17 protein-coding genes are annotated in these 20955 nt (G+C 36.4%); 3 read left to right on the top strand and 14 right to left on the bottom strand.

Features of this window, described 5'->3' with window-relative positions; all coding sequences use genetic code 11:
• Positions 1-68: 68 nt before the first annotated feature.
• From pgmB to ESZ54_RS00275, 3 genes are all read left to right on the top strand, one after another.
• Complete coding sequence (gene pgmB / locus ESZ54_RS00265) at positions 69-737, top strand: beta-phosphoglucomutase (protein ID WP_136135669.1); 669 nt, start codon at positions 69-71, stop codon at positions 735-737.
• Positions 730-1725, top strand: coding sequence for an aldose epimerase family protein (locus ESZ54_RS00270; protein ID WP_136135670.1), 996 nt, complete (start codon positions 730-732; stop codon positions 1723-1725). Before pgmB ends, ESZ54_RS00270 begins: the two co-directional genes overlap by 8 nt.
• A gap of 251 nt (positions 1726-1976) precedes the next feature.
• A complete protein-coding gene (locus ESZ54_RS00275; protein WP_136135671.1) occupies positions 1977-3311 on the top strand; it encodes an FAD-dependent oxidoreductase in 1335 nt (444 codons plus the stop codon).
• Positions 3312-3403: 92 nt separating this feature from the next.
• Here ESZ54_RS00275 and ESZ54_RS00280 read toward each other — a convergent pair whose 3' ends face one another.
• The 14 genes from ESZ54_RS00280 to ESZ54_RS00345 all read right to left on the bottom strand — a co-directional run bounded on the left by ESZ54_RS00280 (position 3404) and on the right by ESZ54_RS00345 (position 20918).
• Complete coding sequence (locus ESZ54_RS00280; protein WP_136135672.1) at positions 3404-7495, bottom strand: prealbumin-like fold domain-containing protein; 4092 nt, start codon at positions 7493-7495, stop codon at positions 3404-3406.
• A 45-nt stretch (positions 7496-7540) separates the two neighbouring features.
• Entirely contained in the window at positions 7541-8629 is a 1089-nt protein-coding gene (locus tag ESZ54_RS00285) for a WxLIP family cell surface protein (RefSeq protein WP_136135673.1), read from the bottom strand.
• Between the two features lie 22 nt (positions 8630-8651).
• A complete protein-coding gene (locus ESZ54_RS00290; protein WP_136135674.1) occupies positions 8652-9431 on the bottom strand; it encodes a WxL domain-containing protein in 780 nt (259 codons plus the stop codon).
• Between the two features lie 17 nt (positions 9432-9448).
• Positions 9449-10270 carry a WxL domain-containing protein gene (locus tag ESZ54_RS00295; RefSeq protein WP_136135675.1) on the bottom strand — a complete coding sequence of 274 codons (822 nt, stop codon included), beginning with the start codon at positions 10268-10270 and terminating at the stop codon, positions 9449-9451.
• 518 nt (positions 10271-10788) lie between these two features.
• A complete protein-coding gene (locus ESZ54_RS00300; protein WP_136135676.1) occupies positions 10789-12132 on the bottom strand; it encodes a PFL family protein in 1344 nt (447 codons plus the stop codon).
• 14 nt (positions 12133-12146) lie between these two features.
• The gene (locus tag ESZ54_RS00305) at positions 12147-12416 is read right to left on the bottom strand and encodes an ACT domain-containing protein (protein WP_136135677.1); all 270 of its coding nucleotides are present in this window, start codon (positions 12414-12416) and stop codon (positions 12147-12149) included.
• Positions 12417-12557: 141 nt separating this feature from the next.
• Entirely contained in the window at positions 12558-13607 is a 1050-nt protein-coding gene (locus ESZ54_RS00310) for a Gfo/Idh/MocA family protein (RefSeq protein ID WP_136135678.1), read from the bottom strand.
• 22 nt (positions 13608-13629) lie between these two features.
• On the bottom strand, positions 13630-14598 hold the full coding sequence (locus ESZ54_RS00315) for a sugar phosphate isomerase/epimerase family protein (RefSeq protein ID WP_136135679.1): 969 nt from the start codon (positions 14596-14598) through the stop codon (positions 13630-13632).
• Positions 14599-14617: 19 nt separating this feature from the next.
• Complete coding sequence (locus ESZ54_RS00320; RefSeq protein ID WP_136135680.1) at positions 14618-15331, bottom strand: ThuA domain-containing protein; 714 nt, start codon at positions 15329-15331, stop codon at positions 14618-14620.
• Between the two features lie 14 nt (positions 15332-15345).
• Positions 15346-16425 (bottom strand): Gfo/Idh/MocA family protein, encoded by a 1080-nt coding sequence (locus ESZ54_RS00325; RefSeq protein ID WP_136135681.1) that lies wholly within the window; start codon positions 16423-16425, stop codon positions 15346-15348.
• Positions 16426-16500: 75 nt separating this feature from the next.
• On the bottom strand, positions 16501-17376 hold the full coding sequence (locus tag ESZ54_RS00330; protein ID WP_136135682.1) for a helix-turn-helix transcriptional regulator: 876 nt from the start codon (positions 17374-17376) through the stop codon (positions 16501-16503).
• Between the two features lie 65 nt (positions 17377-17441).
• Positions 17442-18479: a sensor histidine kinase gene (locus tag ESZ54_RS00335; RefSeq protein WP_136135683.1), complete on the bottom strand. Its 1038-nt coding sequence runs from the start codon at positions 18477-18479 to the stop codon at positions 17442-17444.
• Positions 18476-19150, bottom strand: coding sequence for a response regulator transcription factor (locus ESZ54_RS00340; protein ID WP_136135684.1), 675 nt, complete (start codon positions 19148-19150; stop codon positions 18476-18478). Before ESZ54_RS00340 ends, ESZ54_RS00335 begins: the two co-directional genes overlap by 4 nt.
• A gap of 13 nt (positions 19151-19163) precedes the next feature.
• Positions 19164-20918 carry an ABC transporter ATP-binding protein gene (locus ESZ54_RS00345; RefSeq protein ID WP_136135685.1) on the bottom strand — a complete coding sequence of 585 codons (1755 nt, stop codon included), beginning with the start codon at positions 20916-20918 and terminating at the stop codon, positions 19164-19166.
• Positions 20919-20955 lie beyond the last annotated feature (37 nt).

Here is a 20955-nt window from a genome sequence, read left to right on the forward strand (position 1 = left end):
TATTTCTTGAAGCTGAACACTTCTATCACAACCTTAATAACTATCAACTTTTGAAAGGATGATTTATAATGTTTAAAGGAGTACTTTTTGATTTAGATGGTGTCATTACAGACACAGCAGAATACCACTACCATGCTTGGAAAAAATTAGCTGAGGATTTAGATATCACGATTGACCGTGAATTTAACGAAACACTTAAAGGTGTTAGTCGTGAAGACTCATTGACTTTAATTTTAAAACATGGTGGTAAAGAAGATTCAATCTCTGCAGAAAAATTTGCCCAACTAGCAAAAGAAAAAAACGAAAACTACGTTGAAATGATTCAAGCCTTTTCTGAGAAAGATATTTTCCCTGGGATTCTACAATTACTAAAAGACTTGAAAGCAAACGAGATTAAAATTGCACTAGCATCTGCTAGCAAGAACGGACCAATGTTGCTTGAGAAAATGGGGATCGCAAATTACTTTGATGCCATTGTTGACCCTGCCTCACTTGCTGCCGGGAAACCTGCACCCGACATCTTTATCGAAGCTGCAAAAGCAATTGGTGTCTCTTCAAAAGAATGTATCGGACTTGAAGACTCAATTGCAGGTATCACAGCGATTAAAGAAAGTGGCTCATTCCCAATTGGTGTTGGAAATGCCACAGATTTAGGTCATGATATCGTTCTTGTTGATAATACAAGTACTCTAACGTTTGCTTTTCTAGAAGAAAAATGGAGTGAAAATCATGATTAAGCATTCGGTTCGTAAAGATCCGCAAACTAACATTGAATTTGTTACCCTTGAAAATGGGAAACTCAAAGCTACTTTTTTAAATTTTGGTGCTCGTATGTATGAGTTTTTTGTACCTGACCGTTATGGTGAGAGCGAAAATATCTTTTTGAGTATCAAACCTGAACATATTTTAGAAGATTCAGGTCAATTTGGTGCACTTGTCGGTCCTGTTGCCGGGCGCATCAAAAAAGGAGTCTGGAAAGACCAACAATTTGAAATTAATAATGGTGAAAATCATCTGCATGGTGGCTCAAATGGCTGGTCTTCACAATTTTGGGATTATGACATTACTGAAAACGAAGAATCTATTTCAGTTACTTTCCATCTCGTTGATCAAACATCTGGTTATCCAGGTCCAATCACAGTTGCCAATACTTATGAGTTGACTGAAGATTCAATTGTGATGACCACACTATGTAAAACAAAAACAGATTCAATCGTTAATCCAACCAATCACGTCTATTTTAATCTTTCTGGAAATGGTAAACGTGATATCACCCAACATCACTTACAAATTAATGCTGCGAAAAAATTAGAAACAGATAGCGGTCTCATTCCAACTGGTCAAGTGTTAAATGTTGGCGGAACCTATTACGATTTCAGAAAACCTGAAATTTTAAGCACGGCAATTCGCCATTTGGGTCAAGGTTTAGATGATGCTTTTTGGTTACAAAGTCAAGACCCAAAAATTGTCCTATCAGAACGCGAAAGCGGTCGTGTCCTCACCATCTCTGGAAACCGTCAAGCAGCAGTAGTCTTTACTGCTACCGGAATGGATTTAGACTTACCAATGACTTTCAGCAAAAACATGTATTCTCAAGCTGGGATTGCAATTGAGACACAAGAATTACCTGACATTGTCAATCATCCTGAATGGGGCTCAATTGATCTTCGTCCTGATGAAAGCAAAGCCTTCCAGACCATTTATCAAGTTTCTATTTTAGATTAATGTTTAACCAACCTTTTTTTAAGGTTGGTTTTTTTGTATAAAAATTCACAGATTACGCGACACTTTGTTCATTTTTTGTTATTTCTACCTTGTTTTAATTGAGAATGATTCTCTTTTTCACAAACTTTCCCTGTTTTAACTTTAAAATTCACAAGCACCTTTTTTAATTACAAAACTCATCTTTGTTATATTTAAATCAGATCACAGACTAGAACAGCTTGTGATACTTTGAATAAATGAGGTCGATAAATATGAAAGTTGTTGTAGTTGGCTGTACACATGCTGGAACCTCAGCGGTCAAACAAATTTTAGCAAATCATCCTGAGACTGAAATCACAGTCTATGAAAGAAATGACAATATCTCATTCCTATCTTGCGGAATTGCCTTATATGTTGGAGGCGTCGTCAAAGACCCTCAAGGTTTATTTTACTCAAATCCTGAGGAGTTAACTTCTCTAGGTGCTACTGTAAAAATGGAGCATAACGTGATAGCCATTGATACAGAAAAAAAACAAGTCATTGCTGAAAATCTCCAAACAGGTCAAGAAGAAATAAGCCGTTATGATAAACTTGTCATGACGACCGGTTCATGGCCTATCATCCCACCGATTTCAGGTATTGATTTAGATCAAGTCTTATTATGTAAAAACTTCAACCAAGCCAATGAAATTATTGAAAAATCAGCATCTGCAAAACGAATCGTCGTTGTTGGTGGCGGCTATATCGGGATCGAGCTCGTCGAAGCCTTTATTGAGAATGGTAAAGAAGTGACCTTAATCGATGGTGTCGATCGGATTTTAAATAAATACCTCGACCAAACGTTTACTGACATTTTAGAGCACGAACTTGTGAATAAAAACGCAACACTAGCCTTAGGTGAAAATGTTGAATGTATTGAAGAAAAAGCAGAAGACCATGTGACTGTCCATACGCAAAGTCAAACGTTTGACGCTGATTTAGTCATAATGTGCGTTGGTTTTAAACCCACAACTGATTTGTTGAAAGGTCACGTTGACATGCTGCCTAATGGTGCAATTATTGTTGATCGTTACATGAAATCTAGCAACCCTGATATTTTTGCAGCTGGTGACAGTGCGGTTGTTCACTACAACCCAACAAACAGCCCACGTTACATCCCATTAGCAACAAATGCCATTCGCCAAGGCTTATTAATTGGCGCTAACTTAAAAAAGGATACCCTCGCTTATCGAGGGACACAAGGAACATCTGGACTTTACTTATTTGGCTGGAAAATCGGTTCAACTGGTTTAACATTAGAATCAGCACTTGCGGAAGGTCTTGACGCCAAAGCAGCACTTTTAGTCGACAACTATCGTCCTGAATTTATGCCGACAAATGAAGAAGTCACAATGCAACTGGTCTTTGAAAAAGGCACGCGTCGCATCCTTGGAGGACAATTGATTTCAAAATATGATATTACGCAATCTGCAAATACCTTATCACTCGCCATTCAAAATGAGATGACTGTTGAAGATTTGGCATTAACTGACTTCTTCTTCCAACCGCATTTTGACCGCCCTTGGAACTACTTGAACCTACTTGCTCAAGAAGCCATGAAAAAATAAACAAAAGCAGCATCTCCATAAATGGGGATGCTGCTTTTTTAACAGAGTTTTCTCATCCTTTGAATCAGATGAATACTCAAAAAAACCTACTCTTATGGCCCTTGAACTAAGTCAAAAGATAATTCACCAGTATAACTTTGTGCTTTAGCTTCACCTGCCGGCACTTTTAACTTAAAGCCTTTTCCTTTACTGTTGACCTCTTCTAAAACAAATTCAAAGTCTTTTTTGCTTGGTGCGCTGATATCCTTCGATGCTTGAACAATCTCACTTCCCGTTCCATTCAATAGTAAATCATTTTTACCATTATTATAAAAAATCTGACTTCTTGTTAGCTTATCTTTGTTATTTTCAAATGGTTTAGATAGATGAGCTTGGACACGAATATTACCTCGTGTGTCCTTCTCAAGATATTCGCCACTTGGTGTTTCTTGACGGTTGTCACGAACTGTTAATTTAAATGGTTGCGTTAAGTTTGATGTCAATTCTTGCTCAAATGGTGTTGTCTTTCCTTTATTGAAATCCAACTCACTTGGGGCTTTGATTGTCGCTAACCCTTTATATTTATAGTAAACAGTTTGCGTGTCCTGGGTTAATATCAATCCAGATTCATTACCTGTCACACTTGCAGGGTCAAATTTAACGTATTGATAATCATCTTTCAAAGCAGTCATCTTATCTTTCATATCTTGGACTTGCGTATTCTTTGTTAAGTCTAAAGGTACCCCTTTAGGATGAATAATTTTGACAGTCTGAACACCAACTTCACTAATTGGTGTGCCATCCTCATAAGTAAACGCAACGTCAACTGTACTAGTAGCTGACATTGGCACTTCAAAATTGTTTTTTGCTTGGTCTTTGACTAAGAAAATTTCTTTGCCTTTATCTTTCGTATAATCCGGGTTCAAGTCATAGCCTTCAGGTGCTTTGGTTTGTTTTAAATAATACTTTCCTACTTGATAGTCATTTAAATCAATCACTCCATTTGCATCCGTTGGTCCAACCTTAGTTGTTTTATTTGTGTCAACACTTGTTAACTCAAATTCAGCTCCCATAAGCCCTTTATTTGACACACTATCTAACGCCTTAATTTTCGCATTTGTTAAAATCAGTTGACCCTCACCACCTGTTGCATCAGTTGTGAGTTTAATTTCAGAATTTTGATTGAAATTAATGCGTGCATTTCTCAACGTTATATTTTTACCATTTACCTCTTGATAGAAACCGCCATAATCTTGATTTTTAAATTTAAACGTTTGATTTTCATTTGTCGCGATTGGAAATGTTACTTTAACGCCATTATGAAGCGGTTCTTTAATTCTAAATGTTAACTTAATATAACTTGCACCATACGACACTTCTTTTTTATAGGTAACTATATCGACAAGTGATGGGTCCAATTGATTGCCGTCAATATCGGTTAGCGAAATTTTGGATTTAACAAGATTAGCAACATTAGTATTTGGCATATGGACGTTCACATTAGTAAAATACAGATTGGGTTGGATCGAGGCTTCTCCAGTTTTTAACTTATAAGGTTCTACGGAAACAACTAAATCAGCTACGTTGCCGTATTCGTTATTTTTCAATAGTTCCATCTCCCCATGTACCTGAGAATCCATCTTAAGTTCACCTTTAGCTGTCAATGCTTTTTCTAATTGGTTGTTTTCTAAAGAATAATTTACTGACATATCGGAAAGATCCGTTTGGTAAAATGAATTTTGGGGTCTCCATTTCGTTTTAATTACGTAAGTTTTTTTAAAATTGTTATTAATTTCAACAATAGCTTTTTGTTGATTATCTATCTTAAAATTAAAATGATCCTTACTATCTGTGGTTTTCTTTAATTTTCTTTTAAAAGTATCAACATCATCCATTGGGTTAAAGCCGCCCTCTATTTCAAGAATCTCAAAGACTTTACTCGGATCATTATCATAAAATACCGCCTTACCAACTTCTTGTTGATTTTCTATCGCCATTTTAATGGTTGATTTTGGGTATTCTTTCTGTAAGGGATTGACAACTAAGTATTGATTGTTCATCATTGCTCTATTTTCATCATAATCCCCAGTATAGTATTGATTATTTCCATAATATGGGACTATTTTATCAATATAGAGTGCTGGAGACACAAACATCGTTTCGTTTATGTCGTAGCGTTTTATGCCTGTTTTACTTTCCTCCATATAGGAAGAATAGTTTAGCCTAACACCCGATTCAAACTCGGCAAGTTTCGACATATCATAATCAAGAGTGACTGAAGCTGTAAGTCTTTCATTTGTTTTCTTCAGCATCTTAATTTTAACTCTCATGCCATCTTCGACAGTAGCTGTATAATCCTCACCTTCAACTAAGGTTCTGTCATAGGATTCATTTTCTTCAACTGTTTTAATTTTAATATCTTTAATCCCTTGAATATAATTCAAACTTGTACTTTCTCCTGTTAGCTCAAAAGATATGTTGTCTATATCCATACGGTTTTTATTTATTCCTGTATGCTGACGATAAGGATCGTTACCAGCATCACCTATGCCAAGTTTTAACTCATTTGGTTTTTCCGCACCGTTTATTGAAAAAAACGAAGGCTTACTTCCAAAGTAATTGCTAGATTGTTTCGTCTCATGAACACTTCCGATAGAATCTGTGGCACTTATTTTTATATCCGCCGAAATCGCATATCTTTTAGCTGAGACACCGTGTACTACATTTAACGCAAAAGGTTTAGTAGTATCTTCACCAAGATATTTTATAATTAACTTCGTTCCATCAGCGGATACCTTAGTTGTCCAGTCGTTACTAACCTGATACTTAAATTTAGTTTCATCCGGAAACCCTGATGCATTTTTTTCTAAGTTAGAAACCTTTATTGGATCTAGATAAGGCATTTTGATTATGTTAAAGTAAAAATCGTTCGCATAATACCCAAGTTGTTCCATCGTGAACTCAGCATTCTTTTTTAAAAGTTTTTCACTTTTGTTAACATAGATTGTATTTTTTAGAACCAGTTCATTATTTCTGAACTGTTGATCCATCCGTTCAAATTCTACATAACTTATTTTTTCTTTTGGAGGATCTAAACTGTATCGTTTATAAGTATATATTGGCGTATTAAACTTTAACCTTGGATATCTCACTTTATAAGTTGCTTCTATCTGCTTGACTGTCTCAGTTCTAAAATATGCATTTGTAGGTTTGTCATCTAACGCATGATATCTACTATAATCAAAGTTGACCTCATAACTTACAGTTATTTTTTCACGCATTGACTCCTTAAACTTTATGTCAATGTTATCTAAATCTTGAGTCATCGTGTAGCTAGTCTCTGGAAGCAATCTTTTTGCATTCGCTGAAATAGGTTCACCCATCGCATTTAAGGCCGTGGCATAAATCTTAAGGCTCCCAGGAACAACATTTAACGAAATCGACGAATCCGTATAAACTCTGTGAGTAAACGGATTCTTTTTAAGATCAAGTTGATACTGATTGACATCAAGTTCGATTTTTGCTGTTACTGGTTTTTTATCTGTCTGGTTTTTATCGCTATCAAATAAAGTAACTTCTGGTTCTGGTATAGTCATATCATAGTTAAAAGGGACACTTAGGTTATAGGTTTGCTTACCATTCTTTGTATCGAAGCTTAAGTCTCGAATCATGGATTGTTTAGAGTCCTTGCAATTCAATATCGCTTTAGCTGTGATTTTATAGTCTGCTGAACCAAAACTATTGGTCACAACTAATTTCACTTTTCTTTCTTCTTTCGACACGATATATTCTGCATTCTCTTTACCCTGCTGATCTTTAATAGGCCCTGCCCCAGACGCCACCAACTCAACCCAATCTGGAACATCTATCTCAAAGGTATCTCCGACCTGATAGAACTGCGCTTGTTGTTCTAATGCTAAGTTCCATTCCAAACGAACCAAACTATTATTTGGAAGCAAATCGTCTTGTTCTTGAATTCTAATCGATTGCCCTTCTTGCTCCAAACTAAATATATCCACTGATTTCAAGACATTCTTATCAATAATTTGAGATTTGTTAGAGGCTTTAGCCATAATTTTTTTTTCTTTTTTGGTTAAATTATCCGAAGCTGCGTTGACCGAGGCACTACCCATGCTTGCTAAAGATAAAGTAATTATCATTATCATCATAATCGTTTTAAATATATTTCGTTTATTCTGAAACATGAACTTTCCCACTTTCTTTACAAGATAGTTTTTTTATTTATTTCGTTACGATTTTTTACTCTTTGTTTTTTTGTATGTTTTTATTTTTTTCTTGCGTTTCTTTATTATCAAGTAACCTATTATGATAACACCTACGAGCGCAAAGCAACTTAAAATTGTGATAAGAATTATCATCGTTGTAGACATTCCTTTATCAGCTGCAACAGATGACTGGTTGAATTTTTTTGCTTCTTCTTTTGAAATCGTAAAATCTTGTTCCAACGTCCAACTTTTTTTAACTTCAGTTGCTTTAGCCTTAATGACAACATGATATTCACCTGGTTCAAACGCCTCATTTTTTAAATCCATTGGCAATTCAAAAGTAGAATTTGGCGCCATACGATAATCCGTTAATTGAGATTTATAAATCGTTTCATCTTTTTTCTTTGATTTAACCTCAACATCATAGGTCAAGGCATTAACAATAATTGGTTTTGTGTTTTCAATGGATGCTTTGATTGTATTTCGCCCTGCTACTTGAGATGCTACTACTTTATTTAGTTTTAACTCAGGTTGAATAGCCAGTTTTTCCGTCTCTTGCAACTGTATCGCAACCGCATAGGCATACTTATTATTAACAGAAAAGCTTTCTTTCTCACTTTGATTCTCTTTTGTGTCTTGACTCATTTTGTCATCAAATCCAGACACCCGTATCGCACCTAAAACGATCCCATCAAATTTTTTTTCAGGAATATCTAACTTGACTTTCACCTTTGTTTTTCCTTGAGCAGGAACTTTGACTTGCTTGTCGATTGTTGCTATTTCGGGTAAAGTTACCTCTGCGCTACGATGGTTCTCTTTCTTGCTTGGTAGATAAACTAAACTACCAGACATTCCAGTACTCGCGGAATTGATCGCCAAATCAACAGTAATGTCTTCACTGCTACTATTTTCAATTTCTAGTTCAATTTCTTGCTTTTGGTTTGGTTCAACCTTCAAATGATAGAAGCTGGTGACCTCGCTCATCTGGTTTTCAGGGATAATTGGTTTCACTGAGATAGGGATTGAAACTGCATCAACTGAAAATTGAAAGGTTAATCCAATCAAAAATACGACTATGAGCGTTCCAAAGACCTTCTTTAGTTTTTTCTTCATATATACTCTCCATTTGCTACCATTATGGACCGACTTCTAGCGTCCAACTCAAGGCTGTTTGATAATTCATCGAGAAAACTTTCTCATTTCTTGGGACATGCAATTGCACGCCTTCCATGCGCGACATCTCATTTATCGTTTTTCCAGGACCGTATGTTTTTTCATCATAATTATTTTGGAAAACGGCAGAAGAAATGGTGCCATTCGTGCCACTGTTAGCAGAAAGAACTGTCAACTCATCGTCACTCGTAAGCGGAATCGTTTTTGGTTGTTGATAGTTTCCGTCTTGAAGAATCGTGCCAACTTCAACTTGTTTTACATTATTTGTCAATGATCCTTCATGTATTTTTATCCTTGTTTTCGGCAAACAATGACGTGAGCCTTCTGTGGATTCAAATGGGGAACTTTGTGATACTTTTACACGCCATTTGGTATCTTTTCCACTGCCATCTCCAACTTGAACGAATGGGGGCAAATAAAATGAGGTGTTGGGGTTACTCACCAAAGCTACTTCTTCGTATTTGACAAAATAAGTGGCATCCTCAATTTTTATTTTGTTACTATCCCCAAAATAAAATTTTGGTGCATGTAATAACTGAATCACACCCTTCTCTGTTGGATCTAATTCGTTAGGGAATTTAATTTTTTCTTCCAATGTTCCCGGTTTAATAGGAGACATTTTTTCATTCATCGTTTCAAAGGTTACTTTTGTTGGCACTTTTTCAGCAAAGAGGTGTTGAGAGCCTACTGTTCCTAAGAAAAAAACGAGTAAAACAGAAGATGTTTTTTTGTTTACATTCATTTTTGCTGCTCCTTTCTTTACGGCTCTGCTGTTAGTGTCCAAACAAGATTCGCTTCATAGTTTTTTGCCAGCCTGACATCTTTATTCGAAATATATAATTTCACATCTTCATTTTTAGAAGACTGTATCGCTTGATTAGGTTGATAAGACGCTCTTTGATAGTTTGACTGCATAATTGAATTTGAATATGTCTTATTCGTAAATCCTGGTGTCCCACTCTTTAAAACATCCATTTCCCCTTCTGACGGTATTTTTGACAGCATCGGTTGTAATACAGGTATTTGAACAAAGCCACCCGTTTGATTATTTTTTACACCCGTGAGATTTGAACCCAATTGATTGCTCGGCATCCCACTATTCGTTACTGTATTTCCATATATTCTGATTCGGCTATAGTAGAGATATTTCCCTGCATCTTGTGAGAAAAATGGTTTCTCTTGGTGAACGGACACCTTCCACGTGCCTTCTTTTTTTCCGTTTAAATCTGCAACGCCAACCATATGTGGTAAAGCATAAGTTTCATTTGAGGAAGTCTTCGTTCTTTTTTCCATTAAAGCAGGATACTCTTGATCTTCTTTCGCTATTTTTAACCCACCAAACGCCATGGAGGGAATGTGTGTGATATATAGATTATCTAAAGATGGTAACTGATTTGTTTCTGACTCTAAGTATTCTAATTCTGCTAAAGTTTCATTTGGAAAATCGCTTTTTGGTCGATCACCTGCACTAAATTTAGAATTAGAGTCAGTTGGGGCTGCGTTAGATAATTGTGGGAATGAGACAGCTAGAAACATCAACAATGATGACACTCGTATTACTTTTAATAATTGCTTAGTCATTAACTTCAACTCACTTTCTTCTATTTATTATTCTTGTAACATCAATTCACAACTAAAGTTTCACAAACTATAATAATAACATATATATATATTATCATAAATTATGCGCTTTTTTTAGCTTAATTAAATAGCAATGGCATTTTTTGGTTATATACGTTTATTATATCACAAAAATAACAAGTTATCTTCTAAAAATGCCGAAAAATACTTCCGAATCAATTCTTCCTCATTCATATCTTTAAATAAAATAACTAAAAATACTTTGGTATGTATCGTATTTTACTGCCAAACACTTTAATTTTATAGTGTACTTTGTTCATTTAACAACGTCGCTCTAGTTTTCAAGCAGTTTATTATCATTTGTGTCTCACTATTCTTTTTTATTATTTTGAAAAAAATAGACTGTTCCTAAAAAAGAACAGTCCGCATTATTCTGAATAACATAAAAAACAGTTTAATATTTATTATAAAAATTAGAAATGGATTAAAATAGGGTTTTTAATTACAAACACTACATTTTAATTTTTAAAACTATGAATCGGTGCCGGAATTCTACCACCTCTATCTATGAATCTATCTGCCGCATTAGGATTAACCCTCATAACCGGCGCGTATCCAAGCAACCCTCCAAATTCAACAACATCACCGACTTTTTTATCTTTAGCAGGAATAATTCTCACTGCCGTGGTTTTGTTATTAATCACACCAATCGCTGCTTCATCAGCAATCATCGCTGAAATGGTTGTTGCTGGCGTATCACCAGGAATTGCAATCATATCTAAACCTACAGAACAAATCGCTGTCATCGCTTCTAATTTATCTAATGAGAGTGCCCCATTGTTAACCGCATTAATCATCCCAATATCTTCTGAAACAGGAATAAACGCGCCAGACAAACCACCAACATGACCGCATGCCATGACGCCACCTTTTTTAACGGCATCATTTAATAAAGCTAGTGCCGCTGTTGTCCCGTGAGTTCCGACTGATTCTAAGCCCATCTCTTCTAAAATATGACCGACAGAGTCACCCACTGCAGGTGTTGGTGCAAGTGAAAGGTCGACAATTCCAAAAGGTACATTTAACTCTTCAGAAGCCAATTGACCTACCAGTTGACCCATTCTAGTAATTTTGAATGCTGTCTTTTTCACAGTTTCAGCTACAACATCAAATGATTCACCGCGAACTTTTTCAAGCGCTCGTTGAACGACACCTGGTCCACTCACGCCAACATTGATGACACAATCTGCTTCACCTACCCCGTGAAAAGCACCTGCCATAAAAGGATTATCTTCAACCGCATTAGCAAAAATAACTAATTTAGCACAGCCCATGTCAGAGAGTGCTGCCGTTTCTTTGACGATTTCACCCATTTGTTTAACAGCATCCATATTAATTCCCGATTTAGTACACCCAATATTAACAGATGCACACACACGGTCCGTTTTTGATAACGCATTAGGAATCGAAGCAATTAACTGACGATCACCTTTTGTATAACCTTTTTGCACTAAAGCTGAGAAACCACCAATAAAGTCAACCCCAATTTCTTTAGCCACTTTATCTAATGTTTCAGCAAAAATCGTATAATCCTCGGCATCACTTGCACCAGCGATAATTGAAATTGGCGTAACAGAGACACGTTTATTAATAATCGGAATCCCATATTCCGACTCAATTTTCTGCGCAACATTTACTAAGTTTTGTGCTTTCGTTTTAATTTTATTATAGATTTTGTCACAAGCTTTTTCGGCCGAGGCATCAATACAATCTAATAATGAGATCCCCATTGTGATTGTTCGAATATCTAATTTTTCCTCGTCAATCATGCGAATTGTTTCGACTACTTGATTAATTTCCATTATGTCTACCCCTTTTATAATTGATGCATTGCTTGAAATAGTTCTTCACGTTGTAAACGAATTTCAACTCCTAGTTCTGACGCTAGAAAATTAAAACGTGCTTGAGCAACAGAAATATCAACAGTTGCTTCACTCAAATCAACCATCATCATCATCGTAAAGTTTTGTTCCATAATAGTTTGCGTGATGTCTAAAATATTAATATTTAACTCTTGTAACTTTTGGCTCACACCTGCCACAATACCTATTTTGTCTTCCCCTAAAACGGTTAATATCGCTCTCATCTCAAAACCTGCCTTCTCTCGTTTTTATCATTGTAGCATATTTTTGCTAAAAAATAGTCCAAAAAAATAACTTAACTTTGTCGCCTGCATCGACGAAAGTTAAGTTATTTCAGACAGTTCACACTTTTTAAACAACTTCCACTAAAAATGAATTGTTTGTTGTGTTTTAGCAGACTCAAAAATAGCTTCAATGAGTCTTAAAATAGCCATCACCTCCTCAGATTTTACAATTGGCTCTGCCTCTTCGCGAATACATTTAGCAAAATTGGCATAAATATAATCAAAATCAGCAACTGCTTCTGGTAATGGTAAACAGGTTGTTGCTTCTTCAGATGGTGGTGCCATGGTTTTAGTTAATCCTTGACCTGCTTGGATTGGCACGAGATCATTGTGCGCGACATGTCCTGTTTGTTTAACAATCTCACCTGACAAATCCCAATCTTTAATGACAGCGGTCCCTTCAAAACCTTTAACATACCATCTTGGCAACTTAACAAAATTCGAAGTACCAACTTCAACAATTGCTCGCACTCCATTTTCAAACACTAAATACGCGATAAAGCCATCATCAACCGGATCACCCAAGCGATAGCTTAAATCAGCCATTACTGATTGGAGTGGACAATCGATCATAAACAACATTTGATCTAAGAGATGCACGCCCCAATCTAATACCATACCACCACCGTGCTCTTTCAAATGGCGCCAATCACCCGGGATGCCATTTGCGCCATGAACTCGTGATTCAATTTGAAAAAGCTCCCCAATTTCGCGCGTTTGATACAAATTGCGAATGATTAAAAAATCATCATCCCAACGACGATTTTGATGCACCATAAACGTTAGCTCTTTCTCTGACGCAACACTCAATACTTCTTCTAACTCTAGACTTGACATCATTGCTGGTTTTTCACACATGACATGTTTACCTGCATTTAATGCCGCCAAAGACAATTCTTGATGTGAATCATTTGGTGTTGCAATTAAAACAGCCTCAACCTCAGGGTGATTCAGAACTGCTTCTAGTGTGTCAAAAACAAAGAACCCCTCACTTGCTGCTTGTTTGTTTTTGACTGGGTCAATATCATACACACCAAAAACTTCAGCACCTGCTTCTGCTGCAATTAAATCACGCGCATGGTAGCTTCCCATACCACCAAATCCAATGACAACCATCTTAATTAAGTTCATTTTTTCTTCCCCTTTCAACAAATTATGCCCACCACATCTCGCTTGGCGTTTCGTGAATCATTAATGATCTAAGATTTGTGACTGCACGACCAAAACCTTCTTCAATTGACATCAATGGATCTTCATGTTCGATACTTAAAACATAATCATAGTTGTAGAGTCTCAAGGCACTAATAATGTTAGACCATTCAGTTAAACTATGTCCCATCCCAACGGAACGGAATGTCCATGAACGTGTTTGCACATTACTATAAGGTTGCATATCAGTTAAGCCATACATATTAATATTTTCTTGATCTAAATAGGTGTCTTTTGCATGGAAATGATGAATCGCTTGTTCACGACCTAGTATTTTTATCGCACCAACTGGGTCAATACCTTGCCACCACAAATGAGACGGATCTAAATTACAACCAATATTCTTACCCGCACCATCCCGTAATTTCAACATCGTATATGGCGTGTGCGCTAAGAAACCACCATGTAATTCAATCCCAATTTTAACACCGGCAGTTTCACATTCTTGATTGATCTCTTTCCAGTAAGGAATCAATTTTTCTTCCCATTGATAATTGTAAATATCTGTATAATCAGTCGGCCAAGGTAACACCGGCCAGTTGACACTCGTGTCTGTCGCATTGCCTCCCGCAACACCAGAAAAGCCATTTACAACAGGCACATTCATTAAAGAAGCCAGCTTAATTGTCTTACGCAATAATTCATTCGCTTCTTTGGCCTCGTCCGCTTTCGGTGAAATTGGATTATGATGCGCACTAAAAGCACTAATTTCTAAACCTTTGTCACGAAGTTTTGCCTGATATTCTTGTCTTGCGTCAGAACTCGCTAATAACTGGTCAACGTCACAATGGGCGTTACCTGGAGAACCTCCAGTACCAATTTCGACCATATCGAGTCCTTTTTCAGCAACTTTTGTAATCATTTCATCAAAATTATATTGATTATATAAAGGGGTAAAAACACCTAGTTTCATAATTAATCGCTCCTTACATTTACTTGATATTTTCCAAAGGTTCTTGATGACCATAGTTTGGATATTGATTTGAAGTTGGGGCACACCATTTCACTGCATTTTTTATCACACGCTGAATTTCTGGATGATAGTAGGTTGGATAAGATTCGTGACCCGGTTGGAAATAAAAAATTTTCCCGTTGCCACGTCGATATGTACAACCACCACGAAAAACTTCGCCACCTTGATACCAATTAATAAAGATAAGTTCATCTGGTGCTGGAATATCAAAATGTTCACCATACATCTCTTCTTGCTCTAATTCAATATATTCACCAACGCCTTCAACAATCGGATGACTCGGATTAATATTCCAAAGTCGACATTTTTCATCCGCTTCACGCCATTTCAAATCACAACTTGTTCCCATTAATTTCATAAAAATTTTTGACATGTGCGCTGAATGTAGCACGACTAATCCCATGCCCTGTAAAACACGTTGGTGCACACGCGCAACAATTTTATCTTCGACTTCATCATGAGCCATATGCCCCCACCAAATTAAAACATCGGTCTCTTTTAAGACAGCTTCGTTCAAGCCATGTTCAGGTGCATCAAGAGTTGCCGTGTGCACAGCGAAATCCTCTTGTAAAAATGATTTCAATTGTTCATGAATCCCCTTAGGATAGACATTTTTTACTTTCTCATCCGACAATTCATGACGATATTCATTCCATACAGTAACATTTAACATTTTTTTGCTCCTTATTAATCAAAATAGACTGGTTGTCCAGTTTCTGCAGACTTGTAAATTGCTTCTAAAATCTCAGTCACAACTAAAGCTTCTTCTGGTTTAACAACTGGATCCGTATCAGTCACAATGGCATTAATCCATGATTTCGCCTCTGTTAGCGCAGGATCTGAGCCTTCGCCATCGTAAAAATCAACACCACCTGTTTCTAGTTCAATCTTACGTTCATAAAGCAAACCATGATCTTCCCCATTAATGGTTAAACCACCATCACGCATATCAGCACCACCTTTTGTACCCGATAAAGTAGTCATCGCTTCACCAATCTCACGAGAATTCAAAGCCCAGCTTGCTTCCAAAGTAATCGTAGCTCCATTCTCCATTGTAATAAAACCAAAAGCTGAATCTTCAACTGTAAATTTTTCCGGATCCCAAGGTCCCCACGCATTGGCAGCATCTTTCATTTGACCTAATTTATGATATGTATTGCCGACAACATATTTAGGTTTATAGTTGTTCATCATCCATAATGTTAAATCTAATGCATGTGTCCCAATATCAATTAAAGGTCCGCCACCTTGCGCTTCTTCATCTAAGAAAACGCCCCAAGTTGGCACGGCACGTCGACGAATCGCATGTGCTTTACCGAGATAAATATCGCCTAGTTCACCTTCAGAACAAATCGCGTGAAGATAATCTGAATCGGTACGAAAACGATTTTGATAGCCGATTGTTAACTTTTTTCCAGTTCGCTTCGCAGCCTCTAACATCAATCTCGCTTCGTCACTTGTTTTGGCCATTGGTTTTTCACACATCACATGCTTACCTGCTTCCATACCAGCGATTGAAATCTCCGCATGTGAGCTGTTTGGCGTACACACATGAATTAAATCTAAATCTTCACGCGCGATTAACTCGCGATAATCAGTATAAATTTCAGACTCACTTGTTCCAAAATTTTCCTTGGCCTCTTCGGCACGATCTACAATCAAATCACAAAAAGCCACCATTTCAACTGTATCAATTTGTTTTAAAGCTGGCATATGTTTGTTAGTTGCAATCCCACCACAGCCAATAATTCCAATTTTTAAAGTCATAAAAAAACCCCCATCACTTGTTTTGTTAGCTTCATTCTACAAAACATTGATAAGGGTTTCTTCCTTGTTTTCAGTCTAATTATTCCTGAATATTGACTTTTGAAATTTTAATGGTGAGATACCAACTTGTTCCTTAAACACATGATGAAAAGTCTTAACACTATTAAAACCTGCTCGTTCAGCAACTTCAATCATGGGTAATTCTTCGTGTGACAAAATGTATTTTGCTTGATTAATGCGATAGTCTGTTAAAAACTGCATAAAGGTTTGACCCGTATTCTTCTTAAAGAAACGCGCAAAATATGAAGGACTAAATCCTGTTACTGTCGCAATTTCATCTAACGAGATAACTTCCTCATAGTGATTTTCAATATACATAAAAATTGTATTCAAGCGTTCTAATGTCTCTTGATTATTGAGTGCTTCTGCAAAATTTTGCGTCTTAAAAACGGCTGGTTTTCGAGGGATTTCGCGATAGTACAAGGTTAATAAGTTTAAAAGTTGACTTTTAATCGCATATTCATAACCAACTTCCAACTGTTCCATCTCGTAAAATAAGTGTTCCAAACAGGCAATCACTTTTTGTTTCACCTCTACAGGCCAATGAACACTGTGATTTTCAGCACGCTCAAATAAATTGACCCATTCTCGATTGCTTTTTTCTTTAGCAATTGTATCTTGAAAAAGATTCAAATCAAATTGAAAAACAACGCGATTACTACCAGGTGACGCTACAAAATAATGTGACTCGCCACTTCCAAAAACAAAGACTTCACCTTCATGAACTTGAATAATTTGTTCATTATAACCAATGTTAACAGATCCCTTAGTAACATAGATCATCTCAATTTCTTTATGCCAATGTGGTGGTACAATAATTTCGCCAACATTTTCAAAGGCACGGAACGGAAATGGTAAGGGCCATTCTGGAATTTCTAAATATAAACTCATAGCTGTTGCTTCCTTTTTTCGTTTTCTTTTTAGTATAGCAGAGAGTTCGAAATCTGTATTGTCACTTATGACAGTGGCCCTGTCACTTTAAAACAGGTTCCGCGATATTCTTCGCTTTCAACCGAAATTGTTAAATCACGATGGCATTCAATAATTTTAGCCACAATAGATAAGCCTAAACCGCTACCACCAGTAGAAGATGTTCGTGATTCATCTGCTTTATAAAAACGTTCAAAAATCCGGTTAACCTGTTCAGGCGTCATACCTTTACCAGTATCACAAACTTCAACCGACCATAATCCTTCATCCGTTGTCATTACAAGGCTTAATGTCGAACCTGCTTCACTAAAACGAATAGCATTTGCAATCAAATTTTGCCAAACTTGATACATTAAATGTTCATCACCCTCATATTTACAAGGAGTTATTACAGTTTCTAATATTATGTCATTCTCTTTAAGTTGCACATCAAAAACACTTAGAACATGCTCAATTTGAGTGTCTACCGCAAATATTTTACGGTCTAGAACACGTTCTTCCTCTAAGGTAGCTAAACGGAGTAAACTGTCACTCATCTGTGAAAGCCGCAGCGACTCCTGTTGAATGTTGTCTAAATAATAATGACGCTTATCACTATCTTCATCCTCTTTTTTTGCTAATTGAGTAAAACCAATGATTGATGTTAACGGAGAACGAATTTCATGTGACACATCGGATATGAAGCGTTGCTTCAATGTTTCCATTTCTTTTAAACGTTGCGATGTTTGATTGAGTTGTTTCAAAAAATCATCCCAATCATCATCCACATAGCGGAAAAAACGTCCCATATCATCTGTTTTACTATCAAAATTTCCCTGACTCATTTCTTTTAGCATCCGTTTCATTGTCACAAAAAGTGTCTTCTCGTTCACAAATAATCGCCCAATTAATGAGGTGGCAACAAATCCCACAATTGTCACTAACGTTTGCGATAGCCACCAGTTCAATTCGAGATTAAAACTATTTAACAAAAAGTGAACCAGCCAATATGAGAAAAGAAAGCAACTAATCGCTAAAATAAATGTCGCAATATGAATCCCTATCCTAATTACTTTCCGCTTCATAAAATTTCACCTAAACGATAACCCACTCCTCGAATCGTTTTAATTTCGATTTGAGACATTTCTTTCGGTAGTCGTTCACGAAGACGTTTTATATGTACATCAACTGTTCGTTCATCACCTTCATAGTCATAGCCCCAGATTTTGGTAATCAATTCTTCTCGCGTTAAGACCTTACCTTGATGGTTGGCAAGGTAATTAAGTAGTTGAAATTCTTTTGGTGGTAAGTCTAAAATTTTCGTGTCACATTTAACTATTTGCTCTTCACTCAAAAGAGTCACTCGGCCTACAGTTATCGTTAATTGTTGATTTAAGCGATATCGTTTAAGTAACGTCTGAATTCGAATGACAAGTTCTTCAATCAGAAAAGGTTTCACAATATAATCATCTGCTCCTAATTTAAAACCTTTCAGTTTATCTTGTAATTCTCCTTTAGCAGTTAAAAATAAAACTGGAATATCTAAAAAAGTTTTTATTCTTTCGGTTAACTCAAAACCATCCATCTCAGGCATCATCACATCAACAACAGCAATGTCTACCACCGTTTTTTCAAGTAACGCTAAAGCTTCCACTCCATTAGTGCTTTGATAAACTTCAAAATGCTCTTGCTCTAAAGCAATCGTCATAAATTCTAATATTTTCAAATCATCGTCAACCAACAATACCCGATTCATATAGCCACCTCTTCTAGTTAGTTAATTGCTGAGCTGAAAATTCACGATACAACTCATGAGTTTTCAATAATTCTTGATGTGTTCCTACACCAGTAATTTTACCATGTTCTAAGAAAATTATTTTATCGGCTTCCACAACTGTAGATAATCTGTGGGCAATAATTAAAGTCGTTCGATTGACCATCAAGTTTTGTAAACCTTCTTGAACAACTTTTTCAGAATGACTATCTAAGCTTGCTGTTGCCTCGTCAAGTAATAATACATCCGGATTGCGTAGAAATGCTCTGGCAATTGCGATTCTTTGACGTTCCCCACCAGATAGTAGTGAACCACGCTCTCCTACTAGTGATTCGTAACGCTCTGGTAAACGATCAATAATTTCCTTACCACAAGCAAGAGACATCACACGATCTAATTCAGCTTCTGAAATATCATGAGCTAAGCCAAAAGTTAGATTATCGCGAATTGTGCCAGAAAGCATCATACTTTCTTGTTGTACATAGCCAATTTTGCGACGCCATTCTTGTAATGATAGATCCGCAATATCTTGAGTCCCATATCGAATCACTCCTGCTTGCGGTTGATGAAATGACTCAATCAATGAGAACAGGGTACTCTTACCACTACCACTCGGTCCAACAAAAGCTACCGTCTGGCCAGGGTCAGCTGTAAAATTAATATCCACCAACAAAGGTTGATCATCCGAATAGCTAAAATTAATGCTTTCAAAAGTTAGCATCCCTTTCGTATTTAAAACTGCCTCTCCTGATTTCAAATCTTCAATCGGTTCATCTAAAAGTGTCATAATTCTTTCAGTTGCTCCTTTTACTTTTTGAAGTGACGTAAAGAAAGTACCAAAAGCAACAATCGGTGTAATCACTTGAAACAAATAAAGTATGAACGCAATGAGTGTTCCGGCAGACAATGTACCTTGTGACACGCGGTATCCACCATACGCCACAATCCCCATTATAATCCCCATCACAACAACAGAAATAATTGGATTTAAAGTCGCAATAACCTTTGCTTCCTTTTTACCATATTCAAAAAGATTATTGATTCCATCATTCATCTCTGCTTCCACTTTTTCTTCACCATTTGATGCTTTTACAAGTGGCGAAGCTGTTAACACTTGACCAAAATCCGCTGAGAACTTAGCAGTTTGTTCTTGTGTCTCTTTTGAAATTCCAAAAATTTTCTTACCTAGCGGAACGATAACCACTGCTGCAATAGGTATTGCTAAGAAAATAATCAAAGTCATTTTCCAATCCATATAAAATAAAATAAAAACTGCACAAATTAAAGTCACAATTCCAGAGATAAAAGTTGGAATATTATCACTCACAAAATCTTTAATCAAATTTGTATCATTAATTGTTCGACTGACTAGTTCTCCTGGACGCTCGATTTGAAAATAAGGAATCGGAAAATAAATACTTTGATGTGCTAGTTTTTCACGGATTTTTTTAACCATAAAATGCCCTGTATAGGCTAAAAAATAAATGGTTAAACATGTCAGTAATGCTTGACCCACGAAAAGAGCTACAACCCAAATACCTTGTTGTAGCGATATACCAGCAAACGATTTATCGACCATCTTTTGAATTAACATTGGAACCGCTAAACCAACTAGTGATGAAAGGATGCTCGCAACAATTGAGATAGCAAGCCAACTCTTCTTCGGTTGGGTTAAACGAAACAGGTCTTTTAATCCAGGCTGAGTTTTATCAATTTTTGTTAAATTTGGGTTTTCTTTCATTTGAATCATAATATCACCTTATCTTTCTTTGATATTACCACTATAA

Source organism: Vagococcus silagei (genome assembly GCF_004795745.1).
In the GTDB taxonomy this organism is placed as follows: Bacteria; Bacillota; Bacilli; order Lactobacillales; family Vagococcaceae; genus Vagococcus; species Vagococcus silagei.

Excerpts from the sequence above, each read along its gene's own strand:
- ESZ54_RS00305 (WP_136135677.1), bottom strand. The coding sequence starts at position 12,416 with ATGAGAGCGATATTAACCGTTTTAGGGGAAGACAAAATAGGTATTGTG.
- ESZ54_RS00290 (WP_136135674.1), bottom strand. The coding sequence starts at position 9,431 with ATGAATGTAAACAAAAAAACATCTTCTGTTTTACTCGTTTTTTTCTTA.
- pgmB (WP_136135669.1), top strand. The coding sequence starts at position 69 with ATGTTTAAAGGAGTACTTTTTGATTTAGATGGTGTCATTACAGACACA.
- ESZ54_RS00310 (WP_136135678.1), bottom strand. The coding sequence starts at position 13,607 with ATGAACTTAATTAAGATGGTTGTCATTGGATTTGGTGGTATGGGAAGC.
- ESZ54_RS00280 (WP_136135672.1), bottom strand. The coding sequence starts at position 7,495 with ATGTTTCAGAATAAACGAAATATATTTAAAACGATTATGATGATAATG.
- ESZ54_RS00300 (WP_136135676.1), bottom strand. The coding sequence starts at position 12,132 with ATGGAAATTAATCAAGTAGTCGAAACAATTCGCATGATTGACGAGGAA.
- ESZ54_RS00330 (WP_136135682.1), bottom strand. The coding sequence starts at position 17,376 with ATGAGTTTATATTTAGAAATTCCAGAATGGCCCTTACCATTTCCGTTC.
- ESZ54_RS00345 (WP_136135685.1), bottom strand. The coding sequence starts at position 20,918 with ATGATTCAAATGAAAGAAAACCCAAATTTAACAAAAATTGATAAAACT.
- ESZ54_RS00315 (WP_136135679.1), bottom strand. The coding sequence starts at position 14,598 with ATGAAACTAGGTGTTTTTACCCCTTTATATAATCAATATAATTTTGAT.
- ESZ54_RS00295 (WP_136135675.1), bottom strand. The coding sequence starts at position 10,270 with ATGACTAAGCAATTATTAAAAGTAATACGAGTGTCATCATTGTTGATG.
- ESZ54_RS00335 (WP_136135683.1), bottom strand. The coding sequence starts at position 18,479 with ATGAAGCGGAAAGTAATTAGGATAGGGATTCATATTGCGACATTTATT.
- ESZ54_RS00275 (WP_136135671.1), top strand. The coding sequence starts at position 1,977 with ATGAAAGTTGTTGTAGTTGGCTGTACACATGCTGGAACCTCAGCGGTC.
- ESZ54_RS00270 (WP_136135670.1), top strand. The coding sequence starts at position 730 with ATGATTAAGCATTCGGTTCGTAAAGATCCGCAAACTAACATTGAATTT.
- ESZ54_RS00320 (WP_136135680.1), bottom strand. The coding sequence starts at position 15,331 with ATGTTAAATGTTACTGTATGGAATGAATATCGTCATGAATTGTCGGAT.
- ESZ54_RS00325 (WP_136135681.1), bottom strand. The coding sequence starts at position 16,425 with ATGACTTTAAAAATTGGAATTATTGGCTGTGGTGGGATTGCAACTAAC.
- ESZ54_RS00285 (WP_136135673.1), bottom strand. The coding sequence starts at position 8,629 with ATGAAGAAAAAACTAAAGAAGGTCTTTGGAACGCTCATAGTCGTATTT.
- ESZ54_RS00340 (WP_136135684.1), bottom strand. The coding sequence starts at position 19,150 with ATGAATCGGGTATTGTTGGTTGACGATGATTTGAAAATATTAGAATTT.